The organism is Fontisphaera persica (assembly GCF_024832785.1).
GTDB lineage: Bacteria > Verrucomicrobiota > Verrucomicrobiia > Limisphaerales > Fontisphaeraceae > Fontisphaera > Fontisphaera persica.
The window spans coordinates 311,994-326,877 of sequence record NZ_CP116615.1 but is presented as its reverse complement, the minus strand read 5'-3'; the positions used below and the strand labels follow the sequence as shown (position 1 = coordinate 326,877).

General features: G+C 62.5%; 10 protein-coding genes and 1 riboswitch. Of the genes, 5 read left to right on the top strand and 5 right to left on the bottom strand.

All coding sequences use genetic code 11. The annotated features are described in order from the left end of the window. Positions 1 to 12 precede the first annotated feature (12 nt). Positions 13 to 1,275: an efflux RND transporter periplasmic adaptor subunit gene (locus NXS98_RS01345; RefSeq protein WP_283846662.1), complete on the bottom strand. Its 1,263-nt coding sequence runs from the start codon at positions 1,273 to 1,275 to the stop codon at positions 13 to 15. A gap of 221 nt (positions 1,276 to 1,496) precedes the next feature. Here NXS98_RS01345 and NXS98_RS01340 point away from each other — a divergent pair, with 221 nt between their 5' ends. The 4 genes from NXS98_RS01340 (at position 1,497) to NXS98_RS01325 (ending at position 4,853) form a co-directional block, all read left to right on the top strand. Beyond that, entirely contained in the window at positions 1,497 to 1,937 is a 441-nt protein-coding gene (locus NXS98_RS01340; protein WP_283846661.1) for a hypothetical protein, read from the top strand. A 61-nt stretch (positions 1,938 to 1,998) separates the two neighbouring features. Then, complete coding sequence (locus NXS98_RS01335; protein ID WP_283846660.1) at positions 1,999 to 3,105, top strand: glycoside hydrolase family 172 protein; 1,107 nt, start codon at positions 1,999 to 2,001, stop codon at positions 3,103 to 3,105. After that, the gene (locus NXS98_RS01330; RefSeq protein ID WP_283846659.1) at positions 3,105 to 4,406 is read left to right on the top strand and encodes a phenylacetate--CoA ligase family protein; all 1,302 of its coding nucleotides are present in this window, start codon (positions 3,105 to 3,107) and stop codon (positions 4,404 to 4,406) included. Before NXS98_RS01335 ends, NXS98_RS01330 begins: the two co-directional genes overlap by 1 nt. Before the next feature lie 12 nt (positions 4,407 to 4,418). Then, complete coding sequence (locus tag NXS98_RS01325) at positions 4,419 to 4,853, top strand: ACT domain-containing protein (protein ID WP_283846658.1); 435 nt, start codon at positions 4,419 to 4,421, stop codon at positions 4,851 to 4,853. On the opposite strand, the gene NXS98_RS01320 is transcribed toward NXS98_RS01325, so the two are convergent. From NXS98_RS01320 to mutL, 4 genes are all read right to left on the bottom strand, one after another. Beyond that, on the bottom strand, positions 4,825 to 5,583 hold the full coding sequence (locus tag NXS98_RS01320) for a RibD family protein (protein WP_283846657.1): 759 nt from the start codon (positions 5,581 to 5,583) through the stop codon (positions 4,825 to 4,827). The two genes, NXS98_RS01325 and NXS98_RS01320, sit on opposite strands and share 29 nt — an antisense overlap. A gap of 3 nt (positions 5,584 to 5,586) precedes the next feature. Next, positions 5,587 to 6,786, bottom strand: a complete 1,200-nt coding sequence (locus tag NXS98_RS01315) for an RtcB family protein (protein ID WP_283846656.1) — start codon at positions 6,784 to 6,786, stop codon at positions 5,587 to 5,589. Positions 6,787 to 6,865: 79 nt separating this feature from the next. Continuing rightward, the gene (locus tag NXS98_RS01310; protein ID WP_283846655.1) at positions 6,866 to 10,228 is read right to left on the bottom strand and encodes a PAS domain S-box protein; all 3,363 of its coding nucleotides are present in this window, start codon (positions 10,226 to 10,228) and stop codon (positions 6,866 to 6,868) included. A gap of 253 nt (positions 10,229 to 10,481) precedes the next feature. Then, positions 10,482 to 12,437 (bottom strand): DNA mismatch repair endonuclease MutL, encoded by a 1,956-nt coding sequence (gene mutL, locus NXS98_RS01305; protein WP_283846654.1) that lies wholly within the window; start codon positions 12,435 to 12,437, stop codon positions 10,482 to 10,484. Positions 12,438 to 12,524: 87 nt separating this feature from the next. Beyond that, positions 12,525 to 12,657, top strand: a riboswitch (TPP riboswitch). 39 nt (positions 12,658 to 12,696) lie between these two features. Between mutL and thiC the strand changes: the two genes are divergently transcribed. Further along, a complete protein-coding gene (gene thiC / locus NXS98_RS01300) occupies positions 12,697 to 14,658 on the top strand; it encodes a phosphomethylpyrimidine synthase ThiC (RefSeq protein WP_283846653.1) in 1,962 nt (653 codons plus the stop codon). Positions 14,659 to 14,884 lie beyond the last annotated feature (226 nt).

Sequence of the window (14,884 nt, the reverse complement as noted above, 5' to 3'; positions counted from 1 at the left end):
GGCGTCTCCTCGTTAACTGCGAGGCGCCACCCCCGCCGGCGCAGCGTTCGTTTGCACGGGATCGCCCGTGCGCAAATTACCCGGTCGCAGCACCACCGGTTCCCCCGCCCGCAAGCCGTCCAGGATTTCCACCCAGTCCCGCCCCCGTCTGCCCGTGACCACCACCCGCTCCCGCGCCTTGCCCTCCTGTACCGTCACCACTTTTTCCAAACCCGCAAATACCACCAGCGCCTCCGCCGGCACCGCCAGCCCCGGCTCGTTGGCATCCACCACCACTTCGGCGCGCACAAAAGCCCCCGGCCGCAGCACCCCCCCGCCGCGCACATCCGCCTCCACCATCAGCATCCGATTCATTTCCGTAATGGAAGGACTCAACCGCGTGATGGTGGTTTGATGCACATTCGTGCTGCCCTCCACCCGGAAGCGCACTGGCTGTCCGAGCTGGATGCGCGTGGCCTCCCGCTCCGGCACCTCCAATTTCAACCGCAGCAGCTCCGTGCGCACCAGCGTGACCACCGGCGCGCCGGCGCCCAAATACTCTCCCAAACTCGCCTGCCGCGCCTCCACCACGCCGTCGAACGGCGCCAGCAGCCGGGTGTCCTCCAACTGTTGGCGGGCAATCTCCAGCTCCGCCTTGCGCTGCGCCAGCGCCGCCTGATTGATGCGCGCCTCCTCCTTGGCCGCCATCAGGCGGTTGGAGGCCACATTAAACTCGGCCTGCGTTTTGTCGTATTCCGCCTGCGAAGCCACGTTTTGTTTCACCAAAGATTGAATGCGTGCAAATTGCCGCGCCGCCTCCTCAAAAATGGCTGCCGCCACCCGCACCTGCGTAACCTCCTCCACCCGCGTCACTTCATCATCGCCCGTGGGGGACAACCCCAGCGCGGCCCGCGCCTGCATCACCGCCGCCTCCACCTGCCGCACCTTCAGTTCATAATCCCGGGGGTCCACTCGCGCCACCAGTTCTCCCCGCCGCACCACGCTGCCCAAATCCACCGGTAATTCCACCACGCGCCCCGGCACCTTGGCCGCCAGCGTGGAACGGTCCAGTGCCGCCAGACTCCCCGTTACCATCACCACCCGCTCCATGGGGCGCACCCCGGCCACCGCCACCGAAACCTGCCGGACCGGCGGGGCACCAGCGCCCTTGCCGCTGGACTTTCCTTTTCCCGCACTGCCGCTATCCGCCCCCGTGCGGTTCTCGGGGCTGCACGACACGGCTGCCAGGGCCAGTGCGAGAATGGCCCCGGCGCAACCACGGCTGAAACACTTCATTGTCGCCATTCTTGTGAAATCCCGCCGCGGCTGGCCAGCCGAAAATGCCCCTCAACTTGGGACAGACTGGGTAGAACATGACCTCCCCGTGGTCAAGATCAGTGTGTTGAGTGCACGCCGCAAGGATGAGCTGCTGCACCTCCTCCAGAGGAGGTGCAGCAGCGGTGTGCCAAACTTGCTATCCTCCAGGCGTGCACACCACCTACTTTGAATTATAGCGTATGCGCACCAACCGCCATTGGTTGCGCAAAAGCTCGCCGCCTTCGCCAGGGCCCACGGCATCAAAGCCGCCGTCCGCGCCCTCGGCTCCGACCACCGCTACATCCCCCCCCAAACGTTACACTTGGCAAAGCGGTGTCGAAACCGTCCACCGCCTGGTCAAAGACGAGTTCTTCGACCGCGAAACCTTCTCCAGCCCCCAAGACTTCTGGGCCAAAGTCACCACCTACTGGCTTTACTTCAATCTCTTCCGCCCCAACGGCGGCAAAGGATGGCAAAGCCCCTTCCAAATCTTCAACGCCAGCGCCCCGGCCCTGGCCCGGGCCCTGCTCGACTGGAGACACCTCAACCTCTCCCAACTTCATCATCTCCACTTGTCTCCACCCCTCCACAGGGGTCACGATCTACTCAGCTTTCCCAAGCGTTGCCAAGGTTGCCCTTGATTGGCAGGCGGCTTTTGGCGCAAAGTACCGGCGCAGGTTGGATAAAACTTATTTACCGCCTATGAAAACATCATGCTGGCTGATGCTGAACCTGGCCGTCTGCACGATGGCGACCACGATAGCCGCCCAGTCCGCCGGGCCGGACCTGGTGCATGAGCCTTACCATCTGCGCCAAGGGCTGGTGAGCCGGTCCATCTCGTTTGAAAACCCCACCGGCGCGCCCGGTCAGGGCGGCCAAGCGGCCAGCAACCTGGGCCCCGGCCGCAAAGGCGCGCCCGCCAAAGAGCTGGCCCCCGGCGAAACCGTGCAACTGGCCGACATTCAAGGCCCCGGCACCATCCGCCACATCTGGGTAACCACCTCCGCAGACCCCGTGATTCTGCGCGGGCTGGTACTGCGCGCCTGGTGGGATAACCAAGCCCATCCCAGCATCGAATGTCCCTTGGGCGACTTCATGGGGCTGGCCCACGGCAAAGTGGCGGCCCACCAGTCCGCCGTGCATTCCCTGGGGCCGAGCGCGGGCATGAACATCTGGCTCCCCATGCCCTTCACCCGGCGGGCCCGCTTCACCCTCGCCAACGAATCCGGCAAAAAATTGCCGCTTTTCTATCAAATTGACTACACCCTCAAGGACCGGCACCCCAAGGATGTGGGCCGGCTGCATGTGCTTTTCCGCCGGGAAAATCCCACCACCCTTAAACAGGACTTCGAGCTGCTCCCCCGCCGCGCCGGCAAAGGCCGTTTCATTGGCTCGGTGATTGGCATCCGCGCCCTCGGCGAGCACTGGTGGGGCGAGGGGGAAGTGAAGGTTTATCTGGACGGCGACCGCGAATGGCCCACCATCTGCGGCACCGGCAGCGAGGATTACGTGGGGTTGTCCTGGGGTATTCAACAAGTCGCCTACCTCTACAACGGTTGCAGCCTGAATCAAAATGGCTTTGTGACCATGTACCGCTGGCACCTGCCAGACCCCATTTACTGGCAGAAAGAATGCCGTGTCACCATTCAACAAATCGGGTGGAATCAAGGGCTGTTTGAACGGCAGGACGACTGGTCCTGCGCCACCTTCTGGTATGAGCCGGTGCCCAGCGCGCCGCTCCCGCCGTTGCCCGACGCCGCCGCCCGCACCGCCCATCTCTGGACAGACAACCCCCGCACCGGTAATTGATGAAGACACGTTATTGGGACAAGGCGGCCGAATGCCTCCGCCGCCGGGAATTGGAGGAGCTGCAATTGGAGCGCCTGCGCGCCGTCGTGCGCCGCGTGGAACGCCACGTGCCCTTTTACCAGCGCAAGCTCGAAGCCATCGGCCTGCGCCCGGAAAAAATCAAAAGTCTGCAGGACGTGCGGCATCTGCCCTTCACCACCAATGCCGATTTGCGCGAGGCCTACCCCGCGGGGCTGCTCGCCGTGCCGTTGCGCAAGACCCTGCGCCTGCACACCTCCAGCGGCACCACCGGCAAGCCCAAGGCCATTTTCTTTTCGCGCCGCGATTTGCACCACTCGGCGGACCTCATCGCCCGCTGCCTGGTGGCCACCGGCGCCACCGAGGACGACATCCTGCAAAACATGATGACCTACGGCCTCTTCACCGGCGCCCTGGTGATGCACTACGGCGCAGAAAAAATCGGCTGCCTGGTCATTCCCGCCGGCCCGGGGAACTCGGAGAAGCAACTGCTGCTCATGCAGGACTTCCGCTCCACCATGTTTCACACCACCCCCAGCTACGCGCTGTATTTTGCGGATTTCCTGGAGAAAAAGGGCATTGACCCCCGCCGGCACCTGGCCCTGCGCCGCGGCTACATTGGCGCCGAGCCATACACGGAGCAAACCCGGCGCAAAATCGAGCAGGCCTTTGGCATCGAAGTGTATAATTCTTATGGCCTGTCCGAAATGAACGGCCCGGGTGTGGCGTTTGAATGCGCCGCCCGCCACGGCATGCACCTTTGGGAGGACCATTTCCTGATGGAAATAATTGACCCGGCCACCGGCGAGCCGGTCCCGGACGGCCAGCCGGGTGAGCTGGTCCTGACCACCCTCTGCCGGGAGGCCATGCCGCTGTTGCGCTACCGCACCCGTGACATCACCGCCCTCATCCCCGAACCCTGCCCCTGCGGCCGCACCCACCGCCGCATCCAGCGCATCACCGGCCGCGCCGATGACATGCTCATCGTGCGGGGCGTCAATATCTATCCGCAACAGATTGAGAGCGTGCTCATGGGCCTCCCCGAGCTGGGCCGGAATTATTTGATTGTGCTCGAAGGTCTGGACGAAATGACGGTCAAGGTGGAATTGAGCGCCGCGGCCTTTGATGGCCGCGTGGAGCGCCTGGCGGAATTGCAACAGCTTGTGGCGGAGCGCCTCCGCACCGAATTGCTGACCCGCCCGCGCGTGGAGCTTTGCGCGCCCGGCAGCCTGCCCGTCAGTGAGGGCAAGGCCAAACGCGTCCTGGACAAACGCACCCTCTAACCCCCCTGCCCTATGCACACCATCAAACTGCTGGCGGTTCTCGAGGAAAACAAACAGGGGCAGCTTGCCCGCCTCACCCGCTGCCTGGCCGGCGCCAAAGTCAACATTCGCTGGATTACCATCGCCACCTTGGACAAGGTGGGCGTGGTCAAAATCCTGGTGGACCGCCTCGAGCCGGCCCTGGAGGCGCTCCGCCGCGAGGGTTTCACCGTCTCCACCCTGGAAGTTCTGGCCGTGGAAGTGCCCGACCAACCCGGCGCCCTTCATGCCGTGACTGACGCCCTTGCCCGTGAAGGCATCAATCTCGAAAATGCCTCCGGCTTTGTCACTCAACCCCGCAAACGCGCCGTGCTCCTGTTTGAGACGCACAAGCTGTCCGAAGCCCAGCGCGTCCTCCAAAAACAGGGCTTGCGCCTGTTCACCCAGGCCGAAGTGCTGGCGATTTAACCCGCGGCGCCCGAAACACAAAAAACATCTCGTCCCCCGCTTTGCGGGCGCTCACCAGTTCCAAGGGACGCGCCTGCGCCAGGGCAGGAGCATGAGGGCCATCCACGATGGTGGGCGCCTCGCGTCCGCCAAAAAGCAAGGGACACACCGTCAAATGCAGCTCGTCCACCAGCCCCGCCTCCCATAAAGCGGCATTCAATTCTGCGCCCCCCTCCACCAGCAGCCGCTGCACCCCCCACTCGCGCTGCAACCACGCCAGGGCTGCCGGGAAATCCACCTCGGTGCGGCCGCACACGCGCACCACGTCCGCCACCGCTCGCAGCCGCGCCCGTTTTTCCGCGCCAGCCCGTTGAGTGGTCAGAATGATCAGGGGAGACACGCGGCTGGAAAAAACGGCAGCCTCCAGGTTCACCGTGCCGCTCCCGCTCACAATCACGCGCAGATGACACTCGCGCAGTCCCCGCTGCAGCCGTTGTCTCCGAAAGGACGCCGGGCCCGGCCCCAGCGTCACGCCGGGCGCCTCCGCCGTGCGCGCCCCACACATCACGGCATCGGCGGTGGCACGCAGCTCATACAAGTGCCGTTGGTCACGCCGGCTGCCAAAATGCACCACCTGGCGGTTGGCCGTGGCAATTTTGCCATCGGCCGTCATCGCCATGTTCACGAGCACATAGGGGCGCGGCAAGGTCAGGGAGTCCGGCAAATCAAGGGTGTCGGCAGGCGTGGCCACGTTTTAATCCTCCGGACGCTCGCCGCTGGGCGCCATTTTCACCAGCCGCGGGTCAAACCGGCCTACCACCTCCACCAAATCCGCCTGCGCGGCCATGACCTGCTCGATGTCCTTATACACCATGGGCGCCTCGTCCAAACCCGCCGAAATCAAATGCACCTGCCGCTCTTTCAACCGTTCCCGCACCGTTTTCCAGTCCAGCGTTTTTTCCGCCCGCGTGCGGCTCATCACCCGCCCGGCGCCATGGGCCGCGCTGTTCAGGGAGGCCGGGTTTCCCTTGCCGCGCACCAAGAAGCCCGGCGAGGCCATGGAACCTGGAATCACCCCCAGCACTCCCGCCGCCGCGGGCGTGGCGCCTTTGCGGTGGACAATGACCTCGCGCTCCACCCCATGCAAACGATGCACCTCTTTCCACGCAAAATTGTGGTGGTTTTCCACATCCAGCAAAACCTCCAGCCCCAGATGCCGGACGATGTGCTGGTGAATCAATGCATGATTGGCGGCCGCATAACGTCCCATGAGCTGCATTGCCTCCCAGTACTCCCGGCCTTCCTGCGTGTCCAAATCCAGCCAGGCCAGCTTTTGCAGCTCCCGCGGCAGATGCTTTCGCTTCTCCGCCGCCCGCCGGCTGTAATAATCGCACACCGCCGCCCCCGTGCCGCGGCTGCCGCTGTGGCTCAACAGCGCGACATACTGACCCGCCTCCAGCCCGCGCAACGGCTCATACAAAGTGAACAATCCAAACTCCACAAAATGATTGCCGCTCCCGCTGGTGCCCAACTGTGCCCAGGCCTTGTCTTTGAACTTCTGCGTCACCGGGCTGACCGACCAGTCCGCGTCCATGACCTCATGGTGCCGGCGATGTTTGAACTCTGCCCCTACGCCAAAGCGCGTTTCCGCCTCAATCGCCCGAATCAACGAGTCCCGCCGCCGCTCCAAATCCTTGACTGGCAAATCCACCACGCTCAACTTCATGCGGCAGGCAATGTCCACCCCCACCGCAAAGGGAACCACGGCGTTTTGCGTGGCCAACACCCCCCCTATCGGCAGCCCATAGCCCACATGCGCGTCAGGCATCAACGCCCCGGCCAGCGAAATCGGCAGCCGGCAGGCATTCTGCATTTGCTGCACCGCATCCGGCTCCAACCCCTCACCCCATTGCCGCCAGGGCGCTGGCTCCTCACGTGGCATTTGCTCGCTCATAACTGAAACATCCCGCGGCAATTACCATGCCCCAACTCCACTGGCAAGGCAATCGCCGCCGGCCGTTTGGCCCCGCCATTCACGCTCCCGCAGGGTCGGCTCCCGCGTCGAGAAGCTGGCGCACGCGCTGGCAGAAATCCTGCGCCGTGAAGGGCTTCAGCATGAACTCCACCCCCTCCTCCAGCACCCCGTGATGCGCAATCACGTTGGCCGTGTACCCCGACATGAACAAACACTTCAACCCCGGCCACCGCCCCCGCAAACGATCCCGCAACTCCCGCCCGTTCATCCCCGGCATCACCACATCCGTCACCAGCAAATCCACCCTCCCCTCATGCCCCTCCGCCAACGCCAACGCCTCCCCAGGCCCCCGCGCCGCCAACACCCGATATCCCCGCCGCTCCAACAACCGCCGCCCCAGCTCCAACACCTGCTCCTCGTCCTCCACCAACATCACCACCTCCTTCCCCCGCGCCCCCGGCAACGCCTCCGCCCCCACTACCGCCGCCGCCCCACGCACCCCCTTCTCCCCCTCCTCCCCCTCCCACCGCGGAAAATACAGCTTGATCGTCGCCCCCTGCCCCTCCTCGCTGTACACGCTCGCATGCCCCCGGTTCTGTTTCATGATCCCATACACCGTCGCCAGCCCCAAACCCGTCCCCTTCCCCAGTTCCTTGGTCGTGAAAAAAGGCTCAAACACCTTCTCCTTCACCTCCGCGCTCATCCCCACCCCATTGTCACTCACCGCCACCAGCACATACTCCCCCGCCACCACCTCCCCATGCCGTTCCACATACGTCGCATCCAACACCACATTCGCCGTCTCCAACGTAATCCGACCCCCCGCCCGGCCCCCAATCGCGTCCCGCGCGTTCACCACCAAGTTCGCCAGCACCTGGCTCAACTGCCCGGGATCCAGCCTCACCGGCCATACCCCGCTCCCCGGCACCCACACCATCTGTATGTCCTCCCCTATCAGCCGCCGCAGCATCTTCAACAAGTGCCCAATCTCCTCGTTGAGGTCCACCACCCGCGGCGCAATCGTCTGCCGCCGCGCAAATCCCAGCAACTGCTGCGTCAACGCCGCCGACCGCTCCGCCGACCGCCGGATCTCCTCCAGCGACTCCCGCAACTCCCCGCTCAGTCCCCCCTCCTGCAACACCAGCTCCACGTTCCCCAATATCGCCTGCAGCATGTTGTTGAAATCATGCGCCACCCCCCCCGCCAACCGCCCCACCGACTCCAGCTTCTGCGCATGCAAAAATTGCTGCTGCATCCGCGCATGGGCTTCCTCCATGCGTTTGAGTTCCGTGATGTCCTCGTAGGTGCCCAAAACCCCGATGATGTTGCCGTGTGTATCACGCAAAGGAGTCTTGCTGACAATGAGCCACGTTTGACTTTTATCAGGATGCGTGAGTGCCAGTTCGTAACGCAGTTTGGGCTGGCCCGTTGCCATGACCTCCTGGTCCACCGCCTGATAGGCCGCCGCGGGCTCTTTCCAAACCAGTTCATAATCCGTCTTGCCCACGATTTCAGCGGGCGAGGACAACTGGGCATCCCGGGCAAAAGCCACGTTGCACCCCAGATATCTGGATTGGCGATCTTTCCAAAAAACCCGTGCCGGCACCGTGTCCAGAATGGTTTGCAGAAACTGCCGGGCCTCACGCTCCGCCTGCTCCGCCCGGCGGCGGGCGGTGATGTCGCGTCCAATACCCTGGATGGCATACGGCTTGCCCTCTTTCATGATCAGGGCGGCCTGTGTTTCCACAATCACTTCGCTGCCGTCCTTGCGGCGCAGACGGTATTCGGTGGGTGTTTCCTGGCGGCCAGTCGCCATGATTTCCTGCACCGACCGAAAGGCCACCGGAAGCTGATCGGGCGTCAGCAAATGGCGGAATTCCAGCTCTCGAATCTCCTCGCGACTGTATCCCATCAAGTCCAGGGCCGACTGGTTGGCATCCAGAAACCGCCCCTCAAAATCGCACAAAAACACAGCATCCGAGGAGCGCTCAAACAACGCGCGATAACGCTCCTCGCTTTCGCGCAGGGCAGCTTCCGCCTTTTCGCGTTCAGCCAGCTCCCGCTGGGCTTGCTGAAAAAGCTGGGCATTACGCAGCGCAATGCCGGCCGTGGCGGCCAAAATTTGTAATAATTCAACATCCGTGGAACTAAACGACTGGCCGCCATGTTTGTTATGCATTTCAAAGCAGCCCAGCAACTGCCCTTCGTGGCTGAAAATCGGAATGTTGACCAGCGTGGTAAAGCCCAGCGCCTGTTGAATTTCAGGAATGACATGCTTGTCCCGCACCGCATCAGCGGAAATGTAGGGCTGGCGGATTTGCATGACATGGCCCGACACCCCGTACCCCGCCGGAAACTGGTAATCAATGGGAATCCAGCGGCCATTGAGAAAATACTCGGTGAACACCATCCGCTCCTGTTGCAGCATACCGGCCGCTCCGCCGACGGCGCCCGTCAATTTCACCGCAGTTTCCACGAGGAACCGCAAAATGGCCCCCACCTCCAAATGCCGGTGCAACTGCCGCGCCGCTTCGGCCAACTGGGACAATTGCCGATGCCGCTCCTTCAAGGACTGCTCGGCCAGCCAGCGGGCGGTGATGTCCCACCCGATGCTAAACACCTCTTTGAGCCGGCCCTTTTCGTTCAAAACAGACCGGTTGCTCCATTCAATCCAAACCCGGCGCCCATCCCGGCAGATGTTCTCATTGATATTGGACTTAAAGGCTTCAGGCGCCTCGATAATGGCCTCCATCAAGCTCCGCAAATCACGCCCGGTGCTCTCGCTTTCCGGCACGATGGTGCCCACAACGTTTTGGCCCACCAACTCTTGGCGCGAATAACCAAAAAAACGCTCCCCATAAGCATTGATAAAAGTGATTCGGCCTTCATGGTCCCATCGCAGTATGATGCAATTGGCATTTTCCACCAACTCCCGGTATTGCCGCTCGCTCTCCTGCAACGCCTGCTCCAAACGTTTGGCATCGGTGATGTCCGTCAAGATGACCAACGCCCGTTCGCAAGGCTGGCCGGGAGTGCAGATGGCGCTGATGGCCACCGACCCCCACACCACTTCCCCGTTGGGACGCAGGTAGCGTTTTTGAAAATGATATTCGCGCAGCCGGTCAGCCCGCAAAGCTTCCCGTAATTCCAAACCCTGCGCCAAATCCTTCGGGTGCGTGATGCTTTGGAAGGTGCGTTGTAACAACTCTTCCAGTGGATAGCCCACAATCTCAGAAAACCGCGCATTGGCCTGCAAATAACGTCCAGTAACCAAGTCCGATATCGCCACCCCAATCATGCTTTGCTGGAAAATGGCCGCCAGATACTCTGGCAACAAAGATTGCCGCGCCCCTTCCTGCCCCAAGGGTAAAGGAGTCTGCGGCCCCTTTTCTGACTCACCACTGGGCGTTTCGTGCTTCATGCCGTCTTCCCCGAGGACGCTGCCTCAATTGCCATCATTAAACCCCTGCTGATTCACCGGAACATCGGCAAGATTAATGAAAACTTAATCAAATCACACTGTAAATTAATTGAACTGCACGGAGCAAACAAGCCTGCATGTCCAGGAAGCCACCATAAAATGCTCATGTCCCTTTTGTGCCCCCCAACGGACCAAGTATCTGCCTGAATCCCAACCCTGCTCAGCCCCCCGCCATGCCCCTGCCCGTTGCACCTTATTGAATGCGTCCAAACTTTTTTTCCAATTCCCGATAGCTCATTTCAATCAAAGTAGGCCGCCCATGCGGACAGGTGTAAGGCATGGCGCAATGACGCAATTGCTCAATCAATTGCTCCAACTCCGGGCCTTGCAGCGGATCATGCGCCTTGACGGCGTGCCGGCACACCGTCTTGGCAATGACGTGCTCTCCCAGTCGCAAAGTATTCACCGCCGCGCCCGCTGCTCGCAGTTCATCCACCAAATCCACCAGAAACTGCCTTGAATCTGCCACTTTCACAAAAGCAGGCAGGCCATCCAGCAAAAAGGTGCGTTCACCAAAGTGGCTCAAACCCACCCCTAAACGCGCCAGAGTGGGCAGGTTTTCCTTCAGAAAATGGGATTCACGCGGCGGCAATTCCACCGTTTGCGGCACTAACAAACGCTGGCTGGGGACGGCCTCCTGGCGTTCCATCCGCTCCAACATTTGCTCATACAACACCCGCTCATGAGCAGCATGCTGGTCTAATAACACCAGCCCCCTATCCGACTCCAAAACCACGTAAAGTTTCCCCACCACCCCAACCAAACGTAGCGGCACACGGAGCAAAGGCACAGGCTCAGTCCCCCCCGGTTTGGCCGGCGCCACCGCCGGGGCTGGCGCGGAGGTCACCCCACTCGGCGCTTTTGGGGCCGGCAGAGCGGATGCCTTCGGCAAGGGTGATGCTGCACGAGCGGACACCTCAGCCGCCGGTCGGCTGAACAAGGGCGTCGCCGCAACCGGCAAAGCCGGTTGACCAGGCGCCGCCAACTGCAATTGAGCCGCCGGCAGCGTCACTTCCCCCGGCGCCTGGGACGCAGCCGGGCGTTTTACCGGCTCAGCAGCAGCGGCACCTCCGGGGCTGGCGGCGGTGTGAAAGTCCAACAACCTTTGCCGCACGGCCCGCGTCACAAAACCGCGCACCTCGCGCTCACGATGAAATTTCACCTCTCGCTTGGCCGGATGAATGTTGACATCCACGGCCGCCGGGTCCATTTCCAGAAACAGACAACAAACCGGGTAGCGTCCTTTCATGAGGGCCGTGTGATAGGCTTCCAGCAATGCCGCATTCAAACCGCGATTCTCCACCGGCCGCCGGTTGACAAATAGATGTTGCTCCGCCCGTGTGGCACGGGATACCCCCGGCGCGCCAATGTACCCCCACAGCCGCACCTCCGGCCGCTCCGGGGGGACATCCTCTTCTGCCTCCCCCGGCCCAATCACGCCCTGAACATCCACGGCCAAAAGCTGTCCCGTGTCCCCATACAAAGCCCGCAGCCGCTCCCGCAACGCCTCCAGCGGGCGGCTGACATCCAGCGCGGGCAGTTGCCACACCACCCGCCCGTCTTTCTGATACACAAACGCCACCGCCGGATGGGCCAGCGCGGCCAGGGTGAGATAATGCTGGATGTGGGCCGCCTCCGTCTCCTCGCTCCGTAAGAACTTCCGGCGCGCCGGCAGATTGTAAAAAAGCTGGCGCACCTCCACACACGTCCCCGGCGGCGCGCCTGCGGCATGCACCTCCATCATCTTGCCGCCATGCACCACAATTTGCGTGGCCTCCAGCGGCTGGCCGTCCGGACCGGGCTGCTCCCGCGTGGTGAGCGTGAAACGGCTGACGCTGGCAATGCTGGGCAGCGCCTCCCCGCGAAAACCCATCGTGGCAATCGCCGCCAAATCCTCCGCGCGCTGGATTTTGCTGGTGGCATGCCGCTCCAAACTCAGCAGCGCGTCGTCGCGGCTCATCCCTATGCCGTCATCCGTCACCCGGATTAGACTGCGCCCCCCCGCCTGGATTTCCACCACAATGCGCCCCGCCTGCGCGTCCAGCGCATTTTCCACCAATTCCTTGACCACGCTGGCGGGGCGCTCGACCACCTCACCAGCGGCAATCTGGTTGGCCACATGCTCGGGCAGCAGGCGGATGCGATTCATGCCGCCGCCATTTAGACGCAAAGCCCCGCCGCGGGCCAAGCACGAATTCCAGCAGCTTGACGCTGGCCTCGCCGAGGCTTAATTTGAAGCTGGATGGCGGGGAGCCCACCGGCTGCCGCACACCGTGGCAGCAGAGGCTGAGAGTTTCACGCGCGAGCGTGAAAGACCCGTTGAACCTGATCCAGGTAATGCTGGCGCAGGGAATGCCCGGATTCCCTTTCTCAGCATTTCCGGTCGCGCCCATGCAAAAGCGTTGCTTATGATTGCTGACAAACAAGCTTTGCCACCCTCCAGTCGCGAACCTCTGCCCGCCAGCCGGCGGGTGTACGTGACCGGCCAACTCCATCCCGGCCTCCGCGTGCCTTTCCGGGAAATCACACTCTCCCCCACTCGTCATGCAGATGGACGCCTCGAGGCCAATCCCCCCGTGCGGGTGTACGATTGCAGCGGCCCTTGGGGGGACCCGGATTTCAAGGGACAGGTCGAACAAGGACTTCCCCCCCTGCGCCGCGCTTGGATTCTGGCGCGCGGCGATGTGGAGGAATATGACGGACGCCCCGTGCAACCCGCTGACGACGGCTATCTCTCCGAAACACATCGCCGCCTGGCCGCCGCCAAACGTCAAGATGCCACTCCCCTGCGTTTGGAAGGCTTGACCGCTCCCCGTCGCAAACCCTTGCGCGCCAGCGCGGGGCATCCAGTCACCCAGCTTTGGTATGCCCGCCAGGGCATCATTACGCCGGAAATGGAGTTCATCGCCATCCGCGAAAACCTCGGCCGCGCCCACCGCGCCGATTTGTCCCGCGACACCGCCCGCGATGAGGTTCACAAACAACATGCCGGCTCCGCCCAGATGTCCCATTACCCCTGCAACCCCGAGGTTTTTCGCCGCTTTCCCCAGCGCATTCCGGAGGAAATCACGCCGGAATTCGTGCGCCAGGAGGTGGCCGCCGGCCGCGCCATCATCCCCGCCAATATCAATCATCCCGAGCTGGAGCCGATGATCATCGGTCGCAATTTCCTCACCAAAATCAATGCCAACATCGGCAACAGCGCTCTGGCCTCATCCATCGAGGAGGAAGTCGAAAAGATGCGCTGGGCCATCAAGTGGGGCGCCGATACCGTCATGGACCTTTCCACCGGCAAAAACATCCACGCCACCCGCGAATGGATTCTGCGCAACTCCCCCGTGCCCATTGGCACCGTGCCCATTTATCAGGCCCTGGAAAAAGTTGGCGGCAAAGCCGAGGAGCTGACTTGGGAAATCTACCGTGACACCCTTATCGAGCAGGCCGAGCAAGGCGTGGATTACATCACCGTCCACGCCGGCGTGCTCTTGCGCTTCATTCCGCTGACTGCCCGCCGCATGACCGGCATCGTTTCCCGGGGCGGCAGCATCATGGCCAAGTGGTGCCTCGCCCATCACCAGGAAAATTTCCTCTACACCCACTGGGACGAGCTGTGCGAAATCTGCGCCGCCTATGACATCACCTTCTCCATCGGTGACGGCCTGCGTCCCGGCTCCATTGCCGACGCCAACGACGAAGCGCAATTTGCCGAGCTGCAGGTGCAGGGTGAGTTGACCCGCCGCGCCTGGGAACACGGCGTGCAGGTCATGAACGAAGGGCCAGGGCACATCCCCCTGCATCTCATTGAGGAAAACATGCACAAACAACTCGAATGGTGCGGCGAAGCGCCCTTCTACACCCTGGGGCCGCTGGTGACCGACATTGCCCCCGGTTATGACCACTTCGCCAGCGGCATCGGCGCCGCGCTCATCGGCTGGTATGGCTGCGCCATGCTCTGCTACGTGACCCCCAAGGAACACCTCGGCCTGCCCAACAAACAGGACGTCAAGGACGGCGTCATCGCCTACAAAATCGCCGCGCACGCCGCCGACCTCGCCAAAGGACACCCCGGCGCGCAGTGGCGCGACAACGCCCTGAGCAAGGCGCGCTTTGAATTCCGCTGGGAAGACCAGTTCAACCTTTCCCTGGACCCGGAAACCGCGCGCGCCTACCACGACGCCACCCTGCCCCAGGAAGGCGCAAAAACCGCGCATTTCTGCAGCATGTGCGGCCCGCACTTCTGCAGCATGAAAATTACCGAAGACGTGCGCCAATACGCCGCCCAACACGGCCTCAGCGAGCAGGAAGCCTTGGCCCAGGGGCTGGCCGAGAAGGCCCGCGAATTTGCCCTGCAGCAGGCAAGTCAGACTTGAGCTGCACCCACCGGCGCGGACGCCACGATTTTATCCACCTTCTCCATCAGGCAAGGCAAGCAGGCCAGTTCCGCCGCAAGGGGGCTTTTCCCCCATGGTCGCAACCATTTCTCAGGGGGGTGCGTCCAAGTTGTCCAATAGGTAATTACTATTTCAACTGCTCGGGCATGTACCGCTAAAAAGGGGCGCAGAGTACTGCGCCCCTTGACTCAAGGAATGGCCGTGC